Genomic DNA, 21,673 nt, shown 5'->3' on the forward strand with positions numbered 1-21,673 from the left:
GAGGCTTGACCATATAACACCCAAGCAATTTGCTGACGCAGATTGCGGTGGTGAAGACGAAAGACCCGAAAATTCGTGCTTTACACAAGAGCTTCGCAAATATCACATATCCGGATTCGCTGGGCTGTCCATCTGGACATTCTGGCAACAGAATTTCTTGACGACCATAGAGCATTGGAACCACCTGATCCCATCCCGAACTCAGTAGTGAAACGATGCATCGCCGATGGTAGTGTGGGGTTTCCCCATGTGAGAGTAGGTCATCGTCAAGATTCATTTCGCAAAACCCCTATCTGCGTATGCAGGTAGGGGTTTTGTCTTTGTGGGCAAAAAAGCCTGGGCTTGCTTGAATCCCTGTGGGAGCGGAGATGGCACCGGCGTTGCCGGTGTTCGCGGGTAAACCCGCTCCTACGACGGGCTGTGTCCAACCATCGATGTGTGTTTACCACCGATCTGTGTAGGAGCGGGTTTACCCGCGAATACGGTGGCGGCGGCAACGGTGAACGGCGGTGGAAATTGGCCAGCAGGCCCGGCCCATTCGCAGGTAAACCCGCTCTTACAAATCATGAAATGTGCGTCATTTATACCTGACGAATGACAGCGTAATGCTACGCTCGCGGAAATACTCAGCACGGATACTTACCATGGAAATGAACTGGCATCAGGCCTTGCAAGAGAGCCTAAGCTGGCTGGCAGTCGCCTCGTTCATCACCCTTGTCAGCTTCACTGCAGCCGCAACTCTGGCCGTGCGTTTTACACGCTGGGGCAGCCAGTTCTGGCAGCTTGCCGGGCCCTATTTCAGTTTCAGGCGCAGTTGGCGGCCGTTGCTGGTGTTTGCCCTGCTGCTGGTCCTGACGCTGTTTTCGGTTCGCCTGAACGTGCTGTTTTCGTTTTGGTACAACGGCTTCTACAGCGCCTTGCAGGGCCTTGACCAGGCGGCGTTCTGGTACCTGCTCGGGGTCTTCGCGGTGCTGGCCACCATCCATGTGCTGCGCTCGCTGTTCACCTTCTATGTCAGCCAGGCATTCAGTATCAAGTGGCGGGTCTGGCTGACCGAGCGCCTGACCCACGACTGGATGCAGGGCGATGCCTATTACCGTGGCCAGTTCCTTGCCGAGCCAGTGGACAACCCTGACCAGCGTATCGAACTGGACGTTAACGCTTTCGTCACCAACTCAGTCAGCCTTGCCTTGGGTGCAGTCAGTGCGCTGGTTTCACTGGTGGCGTTCACCGGCATCCTCTGGGGGCTGTCAGCACCATTGACGGTGGCCGGCGTGGAGATCCCCCGGGCGATGGTATTTGCCGTTTACCTGTATGTCATCATCGCCACCTGGGTCGCCTTCCGCCTCGGGCGCCCACTGATCCGGCTTAACTTCCTCAACGAGAAACTCACCGCCAACTTCCGTTACGCGTTGATGCGCCTGCGTGAGAACGCCGAGAACATTGCCTTCTACCAAGGTGCGCAAGTCGAGCGGGGCACGTTGCTCGGCCGTTTTGCTGCCTTGATCGTGAATGCCTGGGCATTGGTGTACCGGAACCTGAAGTTCAGTGGCTTCAACTTGGGTGTCAGTCAGGTTGCTGTTGTGTTTCCGTTCATTCTTCAGGCTCCGCGCTTCTTCAGTGGGGCAATCAAGCTGGGCGACGTCATGCAAACTTCCCAGGCCTTTGGGCAGGTGCAGGATTCTCTGTCGTTCTTCCGTGAGTCGTACGATGCGTTCGCGCAGTACCGCGCGACCCTTGACCGTCTCACCGGCTTTCTCGATGCCAACCAGCAGGCAAGTGCGTTGCCGCGCGTCACGACCGAAGACCAGGCGCATGCGCTGCAGATCGCGGGCCTGCAGGTGCTGCGCCCGGACGGACATGCCCTTATCGCCGACCTGGACCTGAGCTTGCACGCCGGTCAGGCGTTGTTGATCAAAGGGCCGTCAGGCAGTGGTAAAACCACGCTACTGCGTGCCCTGGCGGGCCTTTGGCCGTATGCCGAAGGCAAGGTCAGGCGGCCAACGGGCCATCAGGCACTGTTCCTGTCGCAACGCCCTTACCTGCCGCTAGGTGACTTGCGTACCGTAATTGCCTACCCGGCAGCCAGCAACCCCAAGGATGAACTGCTCATGCAGCAGGCATTGCGCCAGGTCAACTTGGCCCACCTGGCCGAGCGTCTGGACGTCAGCTGCGACTGGTCACACATCCTCTCGGTGGGCGAGCAGCAACGCCTGGCTTTCGCCCGGGTGCTGTACAACCGGCCTCAGGTGGTGTTTCTCGATGAGTCCACCTCGGCGATGGATGAAGGGCTCGAACATGCCCTGTATGCGTTGCTGCGTTCAGAAATGCCGAGTGCATTGCTGGTCAGTGTCGGCCACCGCAGCACGCTGGCGGCGTTTCATACCCACCGGCTTGAGGTGGATGGGCATGGCGGTTGGTCGTTGCTGGAGCAGGAGGCTGCGCTGGCCTAGTTCGGCTTGGGGGTGAGATCGCCACAGCGAGCATCGCGATCATCTCGGCCCCTTTCCTCCGTGTATTGCCGGCATCCTTGGCGCCCCGAACCCCTCTAACGCCTCAATCGCAGGGCTAGCCAGGTTCAGCGCAGCAGCATCAGTCCTGCAAGGGAGGGCCGGCAAGCCCCGCACCGGTCAGCAGGTTCAGCAAAGTTCAGTTACAAACATGTAAACTTCGTAAATAAGATTTACTCGCATTTGCGACTCTCTATATTTACCAACCCTGTTGGCCGCCAAACTGAGTGCGGGGCCGGTGGGCGAGGGCTCCCGGTTTCCTACAGGGATGTGCCTTTTCGCTCATGAATCGCAGGAGATGTACCCATGCAGTGCAGAACTTCACCCAACAGCCTGGCCCTGGCGTTCGTTGCGCTGGCGTCGCCGTCCATGCTGGCGACAGCGGCAGAGTCCGAGGAGCGGCGTGCGGGTGAGGTCCTGGAAGTGCCCGTCGCCGACAACGCTCTGGTGATCCAGGACACCCTGATCACTGCCGAGCGCGAGGCGCGACAGGCCCTGGGCACGTCGATCATCACGGCCGAGGACATCAAGCGCCACCCGCCGGCCAATGACCTGTCCGACATCATCCGCCGCGAGCCCGGGGTTAACCTGACCGGCAACAGTGCCAGTGGGGCACGCGGAAACAACCGGCAGATCGACCTGCGCGGCATGGGCCCTGAAAACACCTTGATCCTCATCGACGGCAAGCCATCCAGCGCGCGCAACGCCGTGCGCTATGGCTGGAACGGTGACCGTGATACTCGGGGTGAAACCAACTGGGTGCCGGCCGAAGCCGTCGAGCGCATCGAGATCTTGCGTGGCCCTGCCGCCGCACGCTATGGCTCCGGCGCCATGGGCGGGGTGGTCAACATCATCACCAAGCGCCCTTCCGACGAGCTGAAAGGCAGCGTCAGCCTGTACACGCAGCTGCCTGAAGACAGCGCAGAGGGCGCCAGCCGCCGAGCCAACTTCAACCTCGGTGGCGGCCTGACCGATAACCTGGGTTTCCGCCTGTACGGTGGCCTGGCAAAGACTGACGCCGACGATCTGGACATCAACGCCGGGCATGCCACCAGCGCCCTGGTAGCCGGGCGGGAAGGCGTTCGCAACAAGGACGTCAACGGCCTGCTGAGCTGGAAACTGAACGACGAGCACCGCTTGGAAGCCAGTGCCGGCTACAGCCGTCAGGGCAACATTTTTGCTGGCGACACCATGAACAGCAATGGCGGCGGAGACGTCGACTTCGTCTCCAGCCTCTACGGCCACGAAACCAACGTGATGCAGCGCAGTACTTATGACCTGACCCACCTCGGTGATTTCACCTGGGGTACCAGCAAGACCACGCTGGCCTACGAATACGTACGCAATTGGCGGCTTAACGAGGGCTTGGCTGGCCGCACCGAAGGTGCCCCAAGCAACGAAGGTGGAGCCATGTCACGTTTGCGCAACACACGCCTGAGCAGTGAGGTGAACCTGCCGTTCGCCATGGGCAGCACAGAACATGTGCTTACCTTGGGCGGCGAGTACCTGTACGAAACCCTCAACGACCAAGGTTCGTTGCGCCCGCAAAGCTCCGACCCCACCAACAATGACAGCCTTGTCGGCTTCGATCGCAGCAGCTCGAAGGTGACCGCACGCAGTTATGCGCTGTTTGTAGAAGACAACATCATCGCTGGCGACACCACCATTACGCCGGGCCTGCGTTTCGACCACCACGAAACCTTCGGTGACAACTTCAGCCCCAGCCTGAACCTGTCGCACAAGCTCACCGAAGTGCTGTCGGTAAAAGGTGGTATCGCCCGTGCCTACAAGGTTCCGAACCTGTACCAGTCCAACCCCAACTACCTGCTGTACAGCCGCGGTAATGGCTGCAGCGTGCAACAGACCAACAATGGCGGCTGCTACCTGCAGGGCAACGCCGACCTCAAGCCCGAGATCAGCGTCAACAAGGAAATCGGCCTGCTGTACGACCGGGGTACCTGGCGCACCAGTGCCACCTACTTCCGCAACGACTACAAGAACAAGATCATCGGTGATACCGATGTGCTTTACACCATTGGTACCGGCAGCCGCGTGACTCAGTGGGACAACGCCGGAAAGGCGCGGGTGGAAGGTGTCGAAGGCAACTTCTTCATCGAGTTGGCCCCGACCCTGGACTGGAACACCAACCTGACCTGGATGCTCGACAACGATGATCGCGAAACGGGCGAGCCGCTGTCGGTGATCCCGGAATACACCGTCAACACCAGCCTCGACTGGCGCGCCACCGAGCAGCTGTCATTCCAGGTAGCGGGTACTTACTTCGGCAAGCAAAAATCGCCGACCTACAACTACCGCACCCAGCAGGACTACGACAAGATCGCCCAGCAGGACGTCGAGGCCTATGGCCTGGTGGACGTGAGCGCCGGGTACAGTTTCAATGCCAACTACGACGTGCGGGTAGGCGTGAACAACGTCTTCGACAAGCAGATCCTGCGCGGCGGCAACGCCAGCAGCTCGGGGGCAAACACGTATAACCAGCCGGGCAGGGCTGTGTTTGCTGCGCTGAATATCAACTTCTGATCCAAAGTGCCGCGATGCGGCCCAATCGCGGGTCAATCGGGTCGCGCATGGCCGACGACATTGTTGCAGCCAAACGTCTCGCAGCATGCTAAACCATGCACCCCAGCCCGCTGCGAGAAATGCCTGGTGAAAGCCATCCGCCTGACCCTGATCTGCCATGCCTTGACCCAGGCCCAGAAGAACGGGCGCCTGCACAATACGGATGATGGCATCCTGCCGCTAGCCCGACAGTCAGACGGCGACCGTTCAGGCGTGCAACTGCTGAGTGCGCCAGAGCGGCGGGCCTGTGAGACGGCGGCGTGGTTAACGGGGGCTGTACAGGTCGATCCGGGATTGGCCGATTGCGACCTTGGGCGTTGGCAGGGTGTGTCGTTGAAGCAGCTACAAGCCGAGCAACCGCAGGCGCTGGCCGAATGGCTGCAGGATCCGGCCAGTGCCGTGCATGGTGGCGAGTCGTTCGCTGCGTTATGCCAGCGCCTGGCCGCCTGGCTGGCGGCCTTCGACAGGCCGGGTGACTGGCTGGCAGTGACCCACCCGATGGTCATGCGCGCCATGCTGGTACAGGTACTTGGGTGTCCGATGAGTGCCGGGCAGCGAATCGACGTGCTGCCGCTGTCACGTCTGCAACTGAGCTTTACCGGGCAGTGGCGGTTGCGCCTGGGCTAAGGCTCAGAACGCCAGCTTGTAACCGATCATCAGCAGCATGGCTGCCAGGCAAGGGCGCAGCACGCGGTCGGAGATCCGCCCGGTGAGGTGGCTACCCAGGTAGATGCCTGGCAGCGAGCCCAGCAGCAGGTAGCCCAGCAGCGACCAATCCATGTTGCCCATGCCCGCGTGGCCCAGGCCCGCTACCAAGGTCAGTGGCACGGCGTGGGCAATTTCGGTACCGACCAGGCGACGGGTGACCAGGAACGGGTACAGCAGGAACAGCGCTACCGTACCCAGGGCGCCAGCACCGATGGAGGTGAGGGTGACCATTATTCCAAGCACAACGCCGGTCAGCACTGTGAGGATGTTCAGGCTGCGGTCGCTGAGGTGGTAGTGATCACCGGCATGGCGGCTGGCGAAGGCCTGCAGGCGCGATTTGAACAGGATGGCCAGGGCGGTCAGGATCAGCACCACCGCCAGGCCTTGCTTGATGATGGCGTTGAGCGCCGAGGTATCGGCGTGCAGGGTGCTGAGGAACCACAGGGTCAGCGCCGCTGCGGGCACGCTGCCCAGGCTGAGCAGGCCGGTGATTTTCCAGTCGATGTTCTTGTTGCGCGCATGCACCCACACGCCACTGGCCTTGGTGATCGCTGCATACAGCAGGTCGGTGCCGACAGCGGTCGCCGGGTGGATGCCAAACCACAAAAGGATCGGGGTCATCAGCGAGCCGCCACCGACGCCGGTCATACCGACGATGAAGCCCACGACCAGGCCAGCAATGGTGAAACCGAAAGAACCTACATCCATACGCTACTCGACTGCCCAACTTTGCCCGTTATCGGATGCCAGTCAGCATATAGATTTTTTTATAGCCAAATAGACTTGTTCGTTATTAGGTTATAACCAGGCTTGCCTTGGCGGGGGCGACCGATCAACGATCAGTCATCACCACCATGACATGGGCATCACCACCGTCATCACTTTCCGACAGGTAGATGTGCCCCACCTGGCTGTCGAAATACGCAGTCTCCTGCGGCCCGATGCTGACCGCTTCGCCGGTCTCGAACTCGATGCGCACGCGCCCGCTCAGCACCAGCGCGAACTCTTGCCCGGGGTGGCGGATAAAATCGTCGAACTGGCCGCGTTCCCGGGCAATGATGCGGGCATAGGCCGGTGTCATGCGTCGTGCGGGGAAATCCCCGGCAATCGGATAATAGTCGTAGGTGCCGGTCGAATAACCCGCCGCTGCGGGCAGTGAGTCGACCACCACGGTCACCGGCACCGGGGCGCTGACCGTGCCGCTGGCGCGGAACAGCTGGGCAATATCGACATTCAGCGCCCGCGCAGCAGCGGCCAGTTTTTCATAGCTGACCGACACCTGCGCCAGTTCCATCTTCGACAACGTGGACAGCGGCACGCCACTGGCTTCGGACAATTGCTTGAGGGTCATCTGGCGCGCCTTGCGCACCTGGCGCAGGCGCTGGCCCACTACTGCACGGTCAAGCTGGGGTAGAGCTGAAGGCATTCAGGGATCTCGGCATGCGGCGTTGGTCGGGCATCTTACCTTGGACCCTTGCGTATTTCTAAATTCTCATATATTAGAATTCTCATAAATGATAATTAGCCTGGCAGGAGCGTGCATGACCCCGACCTACGACACCCTGATCATCGGTGCTGGCATCGCCGGCGCCTCGCTGGGCTACCGCCTGGCCGGCCAGCAGCGTGTGCTGCTGGTCGAGCGTGAATCGCAGCCTGGCTACCATTCCACCGGGCGTTCGGCGGCCATGTTCATGGAGGCTTACGGCACCCCACAGATCCAGGCACTGACCCGCGCCAGCCGGGCCTTCTACGAATCGCCACCGCAGGGCTTCTGCGAGCACCCGCTGCTGGAGCCGCGAGGCTGTCTGTATGTGGCCAGCCTGGAGCAGCGGGAACTGCTTGAGCAAACTTACGCGCAGAACCTGGCCAATGGCACAGAAGTCAGCCTGCTTGACCGGGATGCAGCCTTGGCACTGATACCCAGCCTGCGTGGCGAAACCCTGGCCGGCGCCGTGCTTGAGCCAGGTGCAATGGACCTTGACGTACATGCCTTGCACCAAGGCTTCTTGCGTGGTTATCGCACCGCCGGCGGTGAACTGCGCTGCAACGCCGAGCTGATCCAGGCCTGGTACCTGGACGACGTATGGCAGGTGGAGTTGGCTGATGGCAGCCGCCTGCAGGCCCGATGTCTGGTCAATGCTGCAGGTGCCTGGGCGGACCGTGTGGCCGAGCAGTGCGGGGTGGCGCGCATCGGTTTGCAACCGTGCCGTCGTAGCGCCTTCACCTTCCCTGGTCCGGCAGAGCAGGACTTTACTCGTTGGCCTGCGGTGATTGGCGTCGATGAAAGCTTCTACTTCAAGCCTGATGCCGGCCAACTGTTGGGGTCGCCAGCCAATGCCGACCCGGTTGAGCCACAGGATGCCGCGCCCGAGGAGTTCGACGTGGCCTTGGGTATTTACAACATTGAAGCCATGACCACCTTGGCGATCCGCCGCCCTAGCCACACCTGGGCCGGGCTGCGTTCGTTCGTTGCCGACGGCGACCTGGTGATCGGCTTCGATGCGCATGCACCCGCGTTTTTCTGGCTGGCGGCCCAGGGTGGCTATGGCATCCAGTCGGCAGCGGGCGCCTCGCGCCTGGCCGCCGACGTGTTACTGGGCCAGCCGTTGTGTGCCAGCCTTGTCAGCCAGGGCGTGGCGCCCGAGCGCCTGTCCCCGGCCCGTTTCCAGCAACCCTGAAAGGAGCATCCCATGAGCAATGACATTGAGCGTTTCCCCAGCAGCTTGCCGTTCCCGTTTTCCCGCGCGGTGAAGGCCGGTGGCTTTCTGTTCCTCTCCGGGCAGGTGCCGATGAGCGCCGGTGGCGAAGTGGTGCGCGGTGATATCCAGGCCCAGACCCGTGCTGCCTGCGAGCGTATCGCCGAAAGCCTGGCGGCCTGTGGCGCGCGCTTCGATCAGGTGGTGAAGGTCACGGTCTGGCTGTCGGACATGCGCCATTTCGCCGGCTTCAACGAGGTGTACAAGGCGTTCTTCGGCGCGGCGCTACCGGTGCGTTCCACCGTGGCCTCGGCGTTGGCCCTGGGCGTGGATGTGGAGATCGAAGTGCAGGCGTTCGTCGGCGACGCCTGACAGGGCAAAGAGCCCGTGTAGAGGCGACCTTGTGTCGCGATGGGCTGCAAGGCCGCCCCTACGACATGTATGCGACGGCGATGACAAAACAACAATAAATCCAGAGGTTCACATGCAAGAGCAGCTGAAGATTGCCGGCGCATTTGTCGGCGTGATCGTGGGGGCGGGGTTCGCTTCAGGGCGGGAACTGTTGTTGTTCTTTGTCGATTTCGGCGTGTGGGGCTTGGCTGGCGCGTTGGTCAGCGCCGCCCTGTTCACCTTCCTCGGCATGGCGTTGGCGGGGCTGGGCAATCGCCAGCAGGCCACCTCGCACAAGGATGTGATCCTGGCCATCTGCGGCCGTCACCTGGGCATGTTCGTCGACTGGTTGATCACCTTTTTCATGTTCGCCGTCACCGTGGTCATGCTGGCCGGTGGTGGTGCATTGCTGGAGCAGCAGTTTGGCATCCCGGCCCTGACCGGCAGCGTGCTGGTGACGCTGGTGGTGGTCGGTATCGTGTGCCTGGACGTGCGCAAGATGATTCTTGCAATTGGCGCCATCACCCCCTTGCTGATCCTGGTGGCTTCGGCGATAGCGCTGTATGCCGTGATCACCCGCGAGCAGAGCTTTGCTGCGCTCGATCAGGTGGCCAGCCAGCAACAGGCCGGCACCCGCCATTGGCTGCTGGGGGCGTTCTTGTATGTGTCGTATAACATCGTCGCGGGTGCGCCGATCCTGGCTATTCTGGGCGGTTCGGCCAAGGGCGAGAAAACCGCGGTGTGGGGAGGCCTGCTCGGTGGTGCAGCGCTAGGCGGCCTGATGCTGGTGATGAGTACCGGGCTGCTGTCGCGCCTGGACAGTGTGGCCGACCAGCCGATGCCGATGCTGTCGATTGCCAACGAAGTGTCACCACTGCTGGGGCTGGTGATGTGCCTGATCATCTTCGGCATGATCGTCAACACCGCGGTGGGCACGCTGTTTTCCTTCCTCTCGCGGCTGTTGCCGGCGGGCACGACGAAGTTTCGCTGGGGCTCGGTGGTGACCGGGGTGGTGGCGTTCGGCTGTAGCCTGGTGGGGTTCATCAGCCTGGTGGGTGAGGTGTACCCGTTCTTCGGTTACCTGGGCTTTGTGCTGATGACGGCGGTATTGCTGGCCTGGGTACGGCGGGGCAGGGCTGCGAAGGCGGTGGCTGCATAAGGGACTGGTACAGGCGACAACAGGCATAGGCCGTCGCCGCCTGAACCCGGCGTTTAAATCCTGAAGCTGCCCACCAACTGCTTCAAACGTCCAGCCTGCTGGGCCAGCTGGTCGCAATGGCGCAGGGTCTCGTTGAGGTTCTCCACCCCTTGCTGGTTCAGGGCGTTGATCTGGGTGATGTCCAGGTTGAGGCTCTCGACCACGGCAGTCTGTTCTTCGGTCGCTGTCGCCACCGACTGGTTCATGCCATCGATTTCGCCAATGCGCTGGGTCACGCTGGCCAGGCGTTCGCCGGCCTGGTTGGCCACCTGCACGGTCTGTTCGCTGGAAACCTGGCTGGTGTTCATGGTGTGCACCGCTTCGCGCGAGCCCACCTGCAGGCTGGTGATCATGCGGTGGATTTCTTCCGCCGACTCCTGGGTACGGTGCGCCAGGTTGCGCACCTCGTCGGCCACCACGGCAAAGCCACGGCCAGCTTCACCGGCACGGGCCGCTTCGATGGCGGCGTTCAGTGCCAGCAGGTTGGTCTGCTGGGAAATGCCCTTGATCACGTCGAGGATCTTGCCGATTTCGTCGGTGCTGGCGTTGAGCGTTTCGATCTGCGCGCACGACTCGCTGATCCGTTGCGACAGGGCAGTCATGGCGTTGATGGCTTCTTCAACCACTTCACGGCCACCGTGCGCCTGTTCACTGGCACCGCTGGCATGTTGCGAAGCATCTGCGGCGTTGCGGGCGATTTCCTGGGTGGCGGCGCCCAGTTCGTTGATGGCCGCAGCGACGCTGTTGGTGCGCATGCTCTGTTCTTCAGACCCGATGATCGACGCATTGGACGCGCTGACCACTTTTTCCGAAAGGTCATGCACCAGGCGGGTGGCCGAGGACACTTCGCTGATCGAGGCATGGATACGTTCGACAAAGCGGTTGAACGAGGTAGCCAGTTCGCCGAACTCGTCCTTGTTCTGCACGGCCAGGCGGCGGGTAAGGTCACCTTCACCCTCGGCAATGTCGCGCATGGCGCGGCCCATGGTGGTCAGCGGGCTCATCAGCACCGGAATCAGCAGGCCGAGCAGGCCGGCGATGGCGGCCACGGCAATCAGCATGGCAATGATCGCCGAGGTGCGGAACTGGCTGAGCGCGGCATAGGCCTTGTCCCTGTCGATCGACAGCCCGATGTACCACTGTGCCGAAGGCAGGCCGGCCACCGGGGCGAACGAGATGATGCGATCCTGGCCGTCGAGGGTGACATCCTGCATGCCGGCGGCAACCCGCAGGTTGCTGCCTGGGTAGATGTCCTTGAGGTTCTTCATCACCTGGTCTTTGTTCGGGCTGACGATCACCTGGCCATTGGCGTCGGCCAGGAAGGCGTGACCGATGCCGCCGAAGTCGACCGAGTTGATGATCTCGACGAGGGTGTCGAGGGTCACGTCACCGCCGACCACACCGATCAGTTCGCCATTGCGCTTGCTCTTCACCGGCGTGGCGATGGTCACCATCAGTCCACCGACTGCCCCTTGGTACGGGGCGGTCAGCACGGTCTGCCCGGCGCTGGCGGCGGCGCCATACCAAGGGCGCTGGCGCGGGTCGTAACCGGCGGGCATCTGGGCATCCGGGCGCTGGGTGAATTCGCCGTTGGCCTGGCCCAGGTAGGTGAACAGGAAATTACGCGTGTAGGACGGCTGCTCGATCAGCCCTGCCAAGGTGTCGCCGGCGCCTTGCTGGCCGATGTCCTGGGCCAGGTTCTCCAGCACCAGAATGCGCCCGCTCATCCAGTTCTGCACACTGCTGGCGGTCAGTGCACCGGACTGCTGCACCGAGGCTTCGATATTCTGGCGGATGGTATTGCGTTGCAGGTAGTCGTTGTAGAGCGTGAACAGGGCAAATGCCAGGACCACGACGCCGCAGGCGCTGAGCAGGATCTTGTGGCGAAATTTCAGGTTCATGTTTCGAGACCTTGAGCCAATGAGGGGAGGGCGCAGCGCGCTCATGACGCGATGCGGGGCCTATCGACCGAGATATCGGCTTGAGGGGTAAAAGATTGAAGTGCTTAGAGAAAATTCTTACAGGCGTTTCGACGGACGGCAGTCACGGGTCAGCCAGCTGCTCGATCAGCAGGCGTGCGGCCTGCTGCAGCGGCTGTTGTTTGCGCCACAGGATATGCACGGGCAGTTGCAATTCGTTGCGTGTATTGCGGAATTCCAGGCGCACCAGACGCCCGCTGGCCAGCAGCGGCGCGACCCGCGTCAACGGCAGATCGCCCCAGCCCAAGCCAGCTTCCACCATTTGCAAAGCCAGATCGAAGCTGTCGGTGGACCAGTGTGTGGCGCCGATCAGCGGGCGAGGGTCAGCCAGTGGCAGGTCGCGGCTGCGCACCAGAATCTGACGCACCCGGGTCAGGTCCTCGAGGTCGTGGATACGCCCCTCACGCAAGGCCGGGTGGGCCGGCGACAGGGTGGCCACCAGCGACTCCATGCCAATGTGCTGGAAGCCGCGGCGGGCATCGACCTGCAGGCCGGCAAAGGCTACGCAGAGGTCGGCACGGCCACTGTCCAGCAAGTGCAGGGCTTCTTCCTGCGGGGCGCTGAGCAGGGCAATGTCCAGCAAGGGGTGGCGCTTACCTAGGTTGGCGATGGCCGCCAGCAGCGGGCGGTGATCGATGTCGGGTACCACGGCCAGGGTCAGGCTGCTCTCCAGCCCTTGGGACAACTCCAGGGCATGAACCTGCAGCAGCCCCAGTTGTTCGGCAATCAGCCTGGCGTGTGGCTTCAGGGCCAAGGCCTGTGCGGTTGGGCGAACTTCACGCGGGCCGCGTTCGAACAGGCTGTAGCCAAGTTCTGCTTCAAGGTTGCCAATGGCCATGCTCACGGCTGAAGGCACCCGCTTGAGGGCGCGCGCTGCGGAAGAAAACGAACCGTGGTCGAGCACGGCCAGAAACAGCTGGATGTTGTCGCTGGAAAAATTCATGGCAGCCTCCTGTCAGTTGATCTGACAGCTGCTGACTTTTGCTGTCAAGTGCGTTGAAGCATGATCGCCCCCGTCGCTTTTTGTCTTTGGAGGAAACCTGGGTGCAGGGATTGAAACGCAAGCTGGTCTACGTGACTTTCTATGAACTGATCGGGCTGTGCATGTCGACCCTCGGGCTGGCCTACCTGTCAGATACGCAGGCGTCGCATACCGGGCCGCTGGCGGTGATGATCACCACCATCGCCATGCTCTGGAACCTGATCTACAACACCCTGTTCGAGTACTGGGAGAGCCGCCAGGCCAAGCGGGGACGCAGCGTGGCGCGGCGGGTGGTGCATGCCATCGGCTTCCAGTTGACCTTGGTGGTTTACTTGATTCCGCTGATTGCCTGGTGGCTGGACATGACATTGCTGGAGGCGCTGCTGGTGGATATGGCATTCATTATCCTGGTGCCGTGCTACACCTTTGCCTACAACTGGGCGTTTGATCGCGTGTTTGGCCTGCCACGTTCTGCCTTGGCCACCGCTTGATACAGCCTGGCGCAGCGAAGGAGCCGGCACAGGCCGCCATTAAGGTGGTAGGCGAATGATCAAAGGCGCCTGCTGCTGCTCGACCTGCTGCTCCACCGGCCGCGGCACACTGGCCAGCAAGCTGTCCTCAACCTGCCCCGACAGGTAATAGACCCCCGCCATGGCCCCGCTCTGGCGGTTCTCCATCAACTCCTGCCACTCCTGGTTCAACGCCACGTTCAGGATCACCCGCAGTTGTTCGACCATCTGCGGGTGGTCACGGTCATGGGTCATCATCCCGTAACCGGCTGCAGCAATCGAAATCATCGCCCCTGCCACCTTGCCCACTGCCGATGCCACGGCACTGGCGATACCGCGTGGGGCCAGGGTGGCGCCAAGCTTTTCGCTGGCCTGGGTGGCCACCGAGTTGAGCCCGACATCGGTCCTGCCAGGGCCTTTGCTGGCCTGTTGATGCAAGTGCTGGCGCATGGCTTGCCAGGCCGGCTGCTGGTCCAGTGACTTGGCCCGCAGCAGCTGATACAGGCTGGCATTGCGCGCATCCGGTGGCCCCAGGGCGATGGCGGGGATACGGTTGAGACGCTGGCTGAACTGCTCGGGCGGCGCGTTGTAACGGCTGATGATGGCCGGCAGTTGCTGGCCGAGCAGTTGCAGGTACAGTTCGCAGGCGCGGTCGCGGATGCCTTCGGGGTTGATCTGCTCGGCTACCGGCTCGATCACCCGCGCGTGATACTGCTCCTGCAGGTACAGGGCCAGGCGTTTTTCTGCCGGTTCCCGACCCTCGCCACTGTCGAGCTTGTACCAGGCCACCTTGAGGGTCAGCCACTGCTGGGTCCAGTAACCCGTGAACCAGGGGATGAAGTCGCTTTCGGTGCGTTGCTGCACCTGCTCCTTCCACACCCGCATGGAGCGCCGGGCATAGTCGTTGGCTGAGCCGGCGGCACCGGTCGAAGCTTCTATCAGTTCCTGGTCGATGCGTTGCCAGGCCGCGGGAGTGAGTATTGTGGGCGGCGGCGGGGCAGGGGGGCGCTTGCTGGCACAACCGCCGAGGGCCAGCAGAAGGCAGAGCAACAGGAGGGCTCGAGAACTCACGCGACCGCCTCCCTGGTAGAGGCTGGGGTGGTTCTCGAAGTATAGGGTGGGGTTATTGGGGCTGCTGTGCAGCCCATCGCCCGCGTCAGCACAGATGCAAATGGTTGCTTGAGCGCGTGCTACGGGGGAGCGATCGCGTCAGTCTGGACGGGTTATTCCAGGTCCAGCTTTTCTTCCAGACGGTCAAGGTGCCTGTGCATCAACCCCAGCGCCGCTTCGGCATCACCTTGCTCCACGGCATCGATGATTGCCGCATGCTCTTCCCACGCACAGTGATCGCAGCACGGCGATTCGTAGCGTGCGATGATCAGCGAGGTCATCGGCACCAGCCCATTGAGAAATCGCGCCAGTGGTGCATTGGCCGCCACCTGGGCCAGTTTCAGGTGGAACTCGCCGCCCAGGCGGATCGCTGCGCAGCGTTCGCCACTCTCATGGTGCTGGCGCTCGCGCTCCACCAGTTGCCGTAGCTGGCGTACCTGCGCCGGCCGGGCGCGTTGCGCGGCCAGAGTGATCAGCGTGGTTTCGGCCAGACGCCGGGCACTGAGCACCTGACGTGCCTGGTCTGGGTCGGGTGCAGCCAGATGTGCGGTGTGGCTGGGGCGCTGTACCACTACCTGCTGGTCGGACAGGCGCCCCAGCACGCGGCGGATCACCGTGCGGCTGACACCAAAGGCATGGCCCAGCGCCTGTTCGGGCAACAGACTGCCCGGCGGCAGGCGCTGTTCGAGAATGGCGTCGAACAGCCGCGGATAAATCTGCTCGGCCGACAGGCGGGTTTCGCCAGCCGCGAGCAGGGCAGGCAAGTGGGGGGCGGCGTTCATGGGCACTCTCCTGAGGTCATGGATGCGGATGTTCGTCCGGGATATTCAGCGCGATGCCCATGCGCAGCCCTTCGGCCACGATGTGCTGACGCATCTGGGCACTGGCCTGGGCGCTGCTGCGTTCGCGAATGGCGCGCACCACCGCTTCGTTCTCCTTCAGCCGCGCGGCCAGGTGCTCTGGCGAGTTGCGCAGCATGTCGGCGCTTTGCTTCAGGGCATTGCCGGTCTGCTGCACCACGCTCTGGAAAATCGGGTTGGTGGTCAGGGCGAACAGCGCCTCATGGAAGGCGATGTAGGCTTTGACCCCGGCCTCGCTGTCATTGGCCTCCAGCGCTTCGCGCATGTCCATCAGGGTCAGGCGCAACTGGCCGATGTCCTGGCTGTTGGCCGACTGCGCCACCAGGCCGACGATGAACGGTTCCAGTGTGTAGCGCAGTTCCAGCACGTCGGCCAAGCTGGCCGCAGTGCTGGTTTCCATGCCCGAAGCCTGGGCATCGGCATCCAGCACCAATACGCCCTTGCCGGGTAACGAGCGCACCAGGCCCAGTGTTTCCAGCACGGTTACCGCTTCGCGCAGGCTGGGGCGGCTGATGCCCAGTTGTTCGGCCAGTTCGCGCTGGCCTGGCAACATGTCGCCGGTGCGCCATTGGCCGCGGGCCAGGGCCTGGCGGAGTTTTTCCACCACTGAGTTGACGACGGTTGATGAGCTGATCACGGTTCGCTCCTGGAAGGGCCGGCGTCATGCCGGCCACGTTCGCTCAGAATTCCTGTTGATGGGCGTTGGGTTGCTTGCGTGGCGTGGGGGCAAAGCCAGGCTTGCCGTCGAGTACGTTCTGCGCACGCTCCAGGTCAATGTCCTTCTCCCAACGGGCAATGGCCACGGTGGCCACGCAGTTGCCGATCAGGTTGGTCAACGCCCGGCCGATACCCATGAACCAGTCCACCGCCAGCACCAGTACCAGGCCAACCACAGGGATCGCCGGTACCGCAGTCAGGGTGGCGGCAAGAATCACCAGTGCCGAGCCTGGGATGCCGTGAGCCCCCTTGGAAGTCACCAACGACACCAGCAGGATGGTCAGCAGGTCGGTCATTTCCAGTGGCGTGCCGGTGGCGTTGGCGATGAACACGATCGCCAGGGTGAGGTAGATGGAAAAACCATCGAGGTTGAACGAGTAGCCGGTAGGGATCACCAGACCAACCGTGGAACTGCCGATGCCCAGGTGCTCAAGCTTGCGCATGATCTGTGGCAGCACGGCGTCGGAAGAGGCGGTGCCCAGGACGATGGTCAGCTCTTCACGCAGGTACTTGATCAACGGCAGCAGTTTCAGGCCCGACAGGCGCATGACGGTGCCCAGCACGATCAGCACGAAGCCGGCACAGGTCAGGTAGAACAGCGCCACCAGCCCGCCCAGGTGCTGCAGCGACGCCAGGCCGTACTTGCTGGTGGTGAAGGCGATGGCACCGAACACGCCGATCGGCGCCAGGCGCACGATCATGCCCATGATGCGGAAGATCACATGGCTCAGTTCGTTGATCAGTCGCGAAATGCCGGCGGCCGAGTCACCTACCAGGTTCAGCGCGCTGCCGAACAGCACCGAGAACAGCAGCACCTGAAGAATGTTGTTGTCGGCGAAGGCACCGATCACCGAGGTGGGGATCAGGTCCATGAAGAACGCCGTGGCGCCATGGATGTGCTGGCCGCGCTCGGCCAAGCCGTTGGCATCGGCGGCGGACAGTTGATCCAGGTGAATATTGGCACCGCTGCCAATGCCACTGGTGAAGGCGAACACCAGGCCGATCACCAGCGCCAGGGTAGTCAGCACTTCGAAGTAGATCACTGACTTCAGGCCGATGCGCCCGACCTTTTTCAGGTCACCCGCACCCGAAATGCCGCTGACCACCACGCAGAACACGATCAGGCCGATGAGCATCTTGATCAGCTTGATGAAGCCGTCGCCAAGGGGTTTGAGTTGCAGGGAGAGGTCGGGGAAGCTCAGACCGCAGGCGATGCCGAGGGCAAGGCCGAGTACGACTTGCAGGAAAATCGAACGCGAGCACCATTTGAGCATGGGAGGAGTCTCTGATCGGTGTCCTTGCTTCGGTAGCCGCACGGGGCGAAAGAGCGCAGGACTTAATTATTGTGGTCTTACCGGTTTGTTCAGCGCGAGGCCATAAAAGCGCGAAAAATACCTGATTGCAAGGTTTTTTGGCCTTACCGGTCTGACCAGTTGTGGGGCAATCCGGCCTGCCATGCTCTAGTTCGGTGCGTGCCGTGAAAGGGGGCGCGTGAAATAGCTCAGGGCTTGGCCAGTGCCTGGTCCACCGCTGCAATCAGCTTGCCAAGATCTTTGGGCGGGGCGTTGTGGATGACACCGAACAAGTAGGCGCGCTGCTCCTCTTCGTCGTCCGGTTCAGCGAAGAAGTCCTTGGGCTTGACGCCCAGCACCTGGGCAAAAGCCATGATTGCATCAATGCTGGGGGTGTAGGTGCTGGTTTCGAAACGGCTGATGGTCTTGGGGTCGAAGCCGGTTCGTTCGGCCAGTTGTGCCTGGGTCAGGCCCGCCAGCTTACGGTAGCGGCGCAGGGCGATACCCAAAGCTGATCTCGTCATCGCTTAATTCCCATTTAGAATCAAGAACTTAACGATATCTATCAATGTGGCGCAACGCCATGATCGATCACCTTTGTTTTATTTATGTGATGAATTTCGTAGAATTCATGGCTTGACCGGTCAGTCATCGTCACCTTCCTTGTACCGTTCGGCCCCGTGCCGCAACGGCAGGAAGCGCTTTTGCCCATTGGAACGGATCCTCATGAATCGGTTCCGATGGCCGTCGATGAACTGGGTACCGGCTTGTCATCGAATGGAGTCTCATCGTGCGCCTCAACTTGCCGGTAACCCCGGTCGAGCAACGTTTCCCCCCCGATCAGCGGCTGATTTCTGCTACCGATACCGCCAGCCTGATCACCTACTGCAACCCAGAGTTTGCCGCCATCAGTGGCTACAGCGAGGCCGAACTGGTCGGCAGCCCGCACAACCTCGTGCGCCATCCGGACATGCCGCCGGCGGTGTACGAGTTGATGTGGCGCTACCTGAAGGCCGGCAAGAGCTGGATGGGTATCGTCAAGAACCGCTGCCGTAACGGCGACTACTACTGGGTCAATGCCTACGTCACGCCCATCCTCGAAGGTGGGCGGGTCGTGGGTTACGAGTCGGTGCGCGTATGCCCTACGCGCGAGCAAGTAGCCCGTGCCGAAGCCTTGTATGCGCGGCTGCGCAACGGCCAGGCGGCATTGTCGGCGCCGCGCCGGCTGAGCTTGCTGACGCAGGCCTTGGCCTTGCCACTGGCCGGTGGGCTGCTGGCGGTGGGGGTCAACCAGCTGTGGCCTGGCCTGGTGGGGCAGGGGCTGACCCTGGGGCTGTTCGTGGCCTGCGGCCTGTGGGCGCGCAATGCCCTCGGGCGGCAGCTGCAGCAGATTGTGCAGGGTGCCGAAGGTGCCTTCGCCGACCCGGTTGCAGCCTTGACCTACAGCGACCTGTCGGGTGCTGCCGGGCAGTTGCAACTGATGCTGATCAGCGAAGAGGCACGTCTGAAAACCGCATTGACGCGGCTAAGCGATCTGGCCGGGCAAATGGCCGTGGCCGCTCGCGATGCCGGGCAGTTGTCGCGCAGCACCGAGGCGGCATTGCTGGAGCAGCGTGCCGAAACCGACCTGAGCGCCACTGCAATGAACCAGATGGCCGCCTCCATTGGCGAAGTCGCCAACCACGTGCAGTTGACCGCCGCCGAGGCACACACGGCGCACCTGCTGGCCGAGCAAGGTAGCCAGGTGGCCGATGCCAGCGGCACGGCCATTCGTAACTTGGCCAGCACTGTGACGCAGATCAACCAGGCGGTCAGCCACCTGGCGGGTCAGACCGGCGCCATCGCCGAGGCAGCCGGGATGATCCGCGGCATTGCCGAGCAAACCAATCTGCTGGCCCTCAACGCCGCCATCGAGGCTGCCCGTGCGGGCGAGCAGGGCCGGGGCTTTGCCGTGGTCGCCGACGAGGTGCGGGCACTGGCCGACAAGACCCGCCAGTCCACCCTGCACATCCAGGCCATCATCGATGCCCTGCGCAGTGGCGCCGAGGAAGCCGTAGCGATCGCCAGCCGAGGCATCGACGGTGCCGAGCAAGGCGTTGCCCAGGTGCAGGAAGCCCGGCAGGCGCTGCATGGCATTCGTGACGCGGTACAGCGCATCAGCGACATGAGCCAGCAGATGGCCACCGCCTCGCAGCAGCAGTCGGCGGTGGCAGAAGATGTTTCGCGGCAGATCAACGGCGTAGCCGGTATTGCCCAGCACAGCGCCAATAGCGCCAACGCTGCCGCCTCGCGCGGCACCGAACTGGAACACGTGTGCGCCGGATTGCGCGCCCTGGTGGAGCGCTTCAACCGCTAAGGCAGGATGCTTTATGGATGATAACTATCGCGCGGCCGTGGACGCGGCCGCAATTTTCTCGGAAACCGACCTGCGTGGGAACATCACCTACGTCAATCAGCAGTTCTGCAGCATCTCGGGCTACAGCCGTGAGGAACTGCTGGGGGCCAACCACCGCATACTCAATTCCGGGCTGCATGAACCGACGTTCTTTGTCGGCATGTGGCGGGCTTTGGTCGCCGGGCGGGTGTGGAAGGGCGAAATCTGCAACCGGTCCAAGGACGGTTCGTTGTACTGGGTCGACAGCACCATGGTGCCACTGGTCGATCCGCTGACAGGCCAGGTGCGCAAGTATGTGTCGATCCGCTTTGACGTCACGGAGAAGCGCCAGCTGCTGCATACCTTGCAGTGGCGGGTGGGCCACGATGTGCTCACCGGCCTGCCCAACCGCGCCTACCTGTCCGACCTTCTGAACCAGGCCCTGGCCTACTCGCGCCGCGAAGGCATCTCGCTGGCGGTGTGCATGCTCGACCTGGATGGTTTCAAGGCGGTCAACGACGGCTACGGGCATGCCGTAGGTGACCTGCTGCTGGTGGAAGTGGCGCAGCGCTTGAAGAGTATCCTGCGTGGTGGGGATGCCGTGGCCCGGCTGTCGGGCGACGAATTCGTGCTGACCCTGCGCGACGTCGACGATGAGCACCAGCTGCATGCAGCCCTGCAGCGGGTATTGCGTGCATTGGCGGCGCCTTGTGTGGTGCGTGAGCATACGCTGTCGCTCAGCGCCAGTATCGGCGTGACCCTGTACCCGCAGGATGACGAAGATGCCGACACCCTGGTGCGCCACGCCGACCAGGCCATGTATGTGGCCAAGCAGCGCGGGCGCAACCGTTACCACCTGTTCGACGTGTCGCAGGAACAGGAACTCAAGGCCACCCACCAGACCGTGGCGCGCGTGCGCCGGGCGCTGCGCAACGGTGAGCTGTGTCTTTACTACCAGCCCAAGGTCAACCTGCGCAGTGGCAAGGTGCTGGGCTTCGAGGGTTTATTGCGCTGGCAGCGGCCAGGCCGTGGCGTGGTGCCGCCTGGTGATTTCCTGCCCTGGGTAGAGCAGACCGACCTGATCGTCGAAATTGGCGAGTGGGTGATCGGGCAGGCGTTGAGCCAGTTGCAGGCCTGGCAGCGCCAAGGGCAGCCCTGGTCGCTGAGCGTGAATATCGCCGCGCGGCATTTGCAGCGCAGTGACTTTGCCGAGCGCCTGCAGCAGCTGCTGGCAGCGTACCCGGCGGTGGACCCGGCGCTGCTGGATCTGGAAATCGTCGAGTCGGTTGCCATCGACAACCTGCAGCATGTCAGCCGTTGCCTGGATGCTTGCCGTGCGCTGGGTGTGCGTTTCTCGCTGGACGATTTCGGCACCGGTTATTCGTCCTTGAGTTACCTGAAACGCTTGCCGACCCAGACGATCAAGATCGACCAGTCGTTCGTGCGTGACATCCTTCATGACCAGGACGATCTGGCGCTGACCGAGGCGGTGATCGGGCTGGCGCGGGCGTTTGGCCGCGAGGTGATTGCCGAGGGGCTGGAGAGTGTCGAGCACGGCCGGGTGCTGATGGGCCTGGGCTGCGAGCTGGCGCAGGGTTACTGCATCGCCCGGCCGATGCCCGCCAGTGACGTGCAAGCCTGGGCACAGGCCTACCGGCAGCCAGTGCAGTGGCGTGACCCTTGAAGGCCATCAGCGGGCCGTGGTCTTGACCTGCACGGGGGGCGCCACCTGCTTGTCGATCAGGGGTGGCTTCGAAGAGCTGCTGTG

The 21,673-nt window shown here is 62.5% G+C and carries 18 protein-coding genes and 1 rRNA gene; 10 read left to right on the forward strand and 9 right to left on the reverse strand.

What is annotated here, in order from left to right:
* The first annotated feature begins 156 nt into the window (after nt 1–156).
* The 4 genes from rrf to QYE47_RS02160 all read left to right on the forward strand — a co-directional run bounded on the left by rrf (nt 157) and on the right by QYE47_RS02160 (nt 5,717).
* Nucleotides 157–272, forward strand: a 5S ribosomal RNA gene (gene rrf / locus QYE47_RS02145).
* Between the two features lie 372 nt (nt 273–644).
* On the forward strand, nt 645–2,453 hold the full coding sequence (locus QYE47_RS02150) for an ABC transporter ATP-binding protein/permease (RefSeq protein WP_070384139.1): 1,809 nt from the start codon (nt 645–647) through the stop codon (nt 2,451–2,453).
* A 363-nt stretch (nt 2,454–2,816) separates the two neighbouring features.
* Complete coding sequence (locus QYE47_RS02155; RefSeq protein ID WP_070384138.1) at nt 2,817–5,051, forward strand: TonB-dependent siderophore receptor; 2,235 nt, start codon at nt 2,817–2,819, stop codon at nt 5,049–5,051.
* Nucleotides 5,052–5,177: 126 nt separating this feature from the next.
* Nucleotides 5,178–5,717, forward strand: coding sequence for a histidine phosphatase family protein (locus QYE47_RS02160; RefSeq protein ID WP_070384137.1), 540 nt, complete (start codon nt 5,178–5,180; stop codon nt 5,715–5,717).
* A 3-nt stretch (nt 5,718–5,720) separates the two neighbouring features.
* Here QYE47_RS02160 and QYE47_RS02165 read toward each other — a convergent pair whose 3' ends face one another.
* Together QYE47_RS02165 and QYE47_RS02170 are read right to left on the reverse strand one after the other, a co-directional pair.
* Nucleotides 5,721–6,506 carry a sulfite exporter TauE/SafE family protein gene (locus tag QYE47_RS02165; RefSeq protein WP_014591701.1) on the reverse strand — a complete coding sequence of 262 codons (786 nt, stop codon included), beginning with the start codon at nt 6,504–6,506 and terminating at the stop codon, nt 5,721–5,723.
* 124 nt (nt 6,507–6,630) lie between these two features.
* Nucleotides 6,631–7,224 (reverse strand): helix-turn-helix domain-containing protein, encoded by a 594-nt coding sequence (locus tag QYE47_RS02170; protein WP_012053085.1) that lies wholly within the window; start codon nt 7,222–7,224, stop codon nt 6,631–6,633.
* 115 nt (nt 7,225–7,339) lie between these two features.
* On the opposite strand from QYE47_RS02170, the gene QYE47_RS02175 reads away from it, so the two are divergent.
* The 3 genes from QYE47_RS02175 (at nt 7,340) to QYE47_RS02185 (ending at nt 10,043) form a co-directional block, all read left to right on the forward strand.
* A complete protein-coding gene (locus tag QYE47_RS02175; RefSeq protein WP_014591700.1) occupies nt 7,340–8,476 on the forward strand; it encodes an FAD-binding oxidoreductase in 1,137 nt (378 codons plus the stop codon).
* Nucleotides 8,477–8,488: 12 nt separating this feature from the next.
* Nucleotides 8,489–8,866, forward strand: coding sequence for a RidA family protein (locus QYE47_RS02180; protein ID WP_014591699.1), 378 nt, complete (start codon nt 8,489–8,491; stop codon nt 8,864–8,866).
* A gap of 112 nt (nt 8,867–8,978) precedes the next feature.
* On the forward strand, nt 8,979–10,043 hold the full coding sequence (locus QYE47_RS02185) for a membrane protein (RefSeq protein WP_019438689.1): 1,065 nt from the start codon (nt 8,979–8,981) through the stop codon (nt 10,041–10,043).
* 53 nt (nt 10,044–10,096) lie between these two features.
* On the opposite strand, the gene mcpA is transcribed toward QYE47_RS02185, so the two are convergent.
* Both mcpA and QYE47_RS02195 read right to left on the reverse strand, forming a co-directional pair.
* On the reverse strand, nt 10,097–11,983 hold the full coding sequence (gene mcpA / locus QYE47_RS02190) for a methyl-accepting chemotaxis protein McpA (protein ID WP_019438688.1): 1,887 nt from the start codon (nt 11,981–11,983) through the stop codon (nt 10,097–10,099).
* Between the two features lie 142 nt (nt 11,984–12,125).
* Complete coding sequence (locus tag QYE47_RS02195; RefSeq protein ID WP_014591696.1) at nt 12,126–13,004, reverse strand: LysR family transcriptional regulator; 879 nt, start codon at nt 13,002–13,004, stop codon at nt 12,126–12,128.
* Nucleotides 13,005–13,105: 101 nt separating this feature from the next.
* Here QYE47_RS02195 and QYE47_RS02200 point away from each other — a divergent pair, with 101 nt between their 5' ends.
* Nucleotides 13,106–13,534 (forward strand): PACE efflux transporter, encoded by a 429-nt coding sequence (locus tag QYE47_RS02200; protein WP_014591695.1) that lies wholly within the window; start codon nt 13,106–13,108, stop codon nt 13,532–13,534.
* 39 nt (nt 13,535–13,573) lie between these two features.
* On the opposite strand, the gene QYE47_RS02205 is transcribed toward QYE47_RS02200, so the two are convergent.
* From QYE47_RS02205 to QYE47_RS02225, 5 genes are all read right to left on the reverse strand, one after another.
* A complete protein-coding gene (locus QYE47_RS02205; protein ID WP_019438687.1) occupies nt 13,574–14,623 on the reverse strand; it encodes a hypothetical protein in 1,050 nt (349 codons plus the stop codon).
* A 152-nt stretch (nt 14,624–14,775) separates the two neighbouring features.
* Nucleotides 14,776–15,444, reverse strand: a complete 669-nt coding sequence (locus QYE47_RS02210) for a GntR family transcriptional regulator (RefSeq protein WP_014591693.1) — start codon at nt 15,442–15,444, stop codon at nt 14,776–14,778.
* Nucleotides 15,445–15,460: 16 nt separating this feature from the next.
* Nucleotides 15,461–16,159, reverse strand: coding sequence for a FadR/GntR family transcriptional regulator (locus QYE47_RS02215; RefSeq protein ID WP_019438686.1), 699 nt, complete (start codon nt 16,157–16,159; stop codon nt 15,461–15,463).
* Nucleotides 16,160–16,202: 43 nt separating this feature from the next.
* A complete protein-coding gene (locus tag QYE47_RS02220; protein ID WP_012053078.1) occupies nt 16,203–17,513 on the reverse strand; it encodes a C4-dicarboxylate transporter DctA in 1,311 nt (436 codons plus the stop codon).
* Between the two features lie 227 nt (nt 17,514–17,740).
* Entirely contained in the window at nt 17,741–18,055 is a 315-nt protein-coding gene (locus QYE47_RS02225) for a helix-turn-helix domain-containing protein (protein WP_003250216.1), read from the reverse strand.
* Between the two features lie 266 nt (nt 18,056–18,321).
* Between QYE47_RS02225 and QYE47_RS02230 the strand changes: the two genes are divergently transcribed.
* Entirely contained in the window at nt 18,322–19,887 is a 1,566-nt protein-coding gene (locus tag QYE47_RS02230) for a PAS domain-containing methyl-accepting chemotaxis protein (protein WP_070384136.1), read from the forward strand.
* Between the two features lie 13 nt (nt 19,888–19,900).
* Nucleotides 19,901–21,589 (forward strand): bifunctional diguanylate cyclase/phosphodiesterase, encoded by a 1,689-nt coding sequence (locus tag QYE47_RS02235; RefSeq protein ID WP_019438684.1) that lies wholly within the window; start codon nt 19,901–19,903, stop codon nt 21,587–21,589.
* Nucleotides 21,590–21,673: the final 84 nt, after the last annotated feature.

The sequence above is a fragment of the Pseudomonas sp. 2,4-D genome, assembly GCF_030418155.1.
Lineage (GTDB): Bacteria > Pseudomonadota > Gammaproteobacteria > Pseudomonadales > Pseudomonadaceae > Aquipseudomonas > Aquipseudomonas alloputida.

What these genes read in the sequence shown, in the direction of transcription:
- QYE47_RS02150 (WP_070384139.1), top strand. Translation starts at nt 645, where the DNA reads ATGGAAATGAACTGGCATCAGGCCTTGCAAGAGAGCCTAAGCTGGCTG.
- QYE47_RS02155 (WP_070384138.1), top strand. Translation starts at nt 2,817, where the DNA reads ATGCAGTGCAGAACTTCACCCAACAGCCTGGCCCTGGCGTTCGTTGCG.
- QYE47_RS02165 (WP_014591701.1), bottom strand. Translation starts at nt 6,506, where the DNA reads ATGGATGTAGGTTCTTTCGGTTTCACCATTGCTGGCCTGGTCGTGGGC.
- QYE47_RS02170 (WP_012053085.1), bottom strand. Translation starts at nt 7,224, where the DNA reads ATGCCTTCAGCTCTACCCCAGCTTGACCGTGCAGTAGTGGGCCAGCGC.
- QYE47_RS02175 (WP_014591700.1), top strand. Translation starts at nt 7,340, where the DNA reads ATGACCCCGACCTACGACACCCTGATCATCGGTGCTGGCATCGCCGGC.
- QYE47_RS02180 (WP_014591699.1), top strand. Translation starts at nt 8,489, where the DNA reads ATGAGCAATGACATTGAGCGTTTCCCCAGCAGCTTGCCGTTCCCGTTT.
- QYE47_RS02185 (WP_019438689.1), top strand. Translation starts at nt 8,979, where the DNA reads ATGCAAGAGCAGCTGAAGATTGCCGGCGCATTTGTCGGCGTGATCGTG.
- mcpA (WP_019438688.1), bottom strand. Translation starts at nt 11,983, where the DNA reads ATGAACCTGAAATTTCGCCACAAGATCCTGCTCAGCGCCTGCGGCGTC.
- QYE47_RS02195 (WP_014591696.1), bottom strand. Translation starts at nt 13,004, where the DNA reads ATGAATTTTTCCAGCGACAACATCCAGCTGTTTCTGGCCGTGCTCGAC.
- QYE47_RS02210 (WP_014591693.1), bottom strand. Translation starts at nt 15,444, where the DNA reads ATGAACGCCGCCCCCCACTTGCCTGCCCTGCTCGCGGCTGGCGAAACC.
- QYE47_RS02220 (WP_012053078.1), bottom strand. Translation starts at nt 17,513, where the DNA reads ATGCTCAAATGGTGCTCGCGTTCGATTTTCCTGCAAGTCGTACTCGGC.
- QYE47_RS02225 (WP_003250216.1), bottom strand. Translation starts at nt 18,055, where the DNA reads ATGACGAGATCAGCTTTGGGTATCGCCCTGCGCCGCTACCGTAAGCTG.
- QYE47_RS02235 (WP_019438684.1), top strand. Translation starts at nt 19,901, where the DNA reads ATGGATGATAACTATCGCGCGGCCGTGGACGCGGCCGCAATTTTCTCG.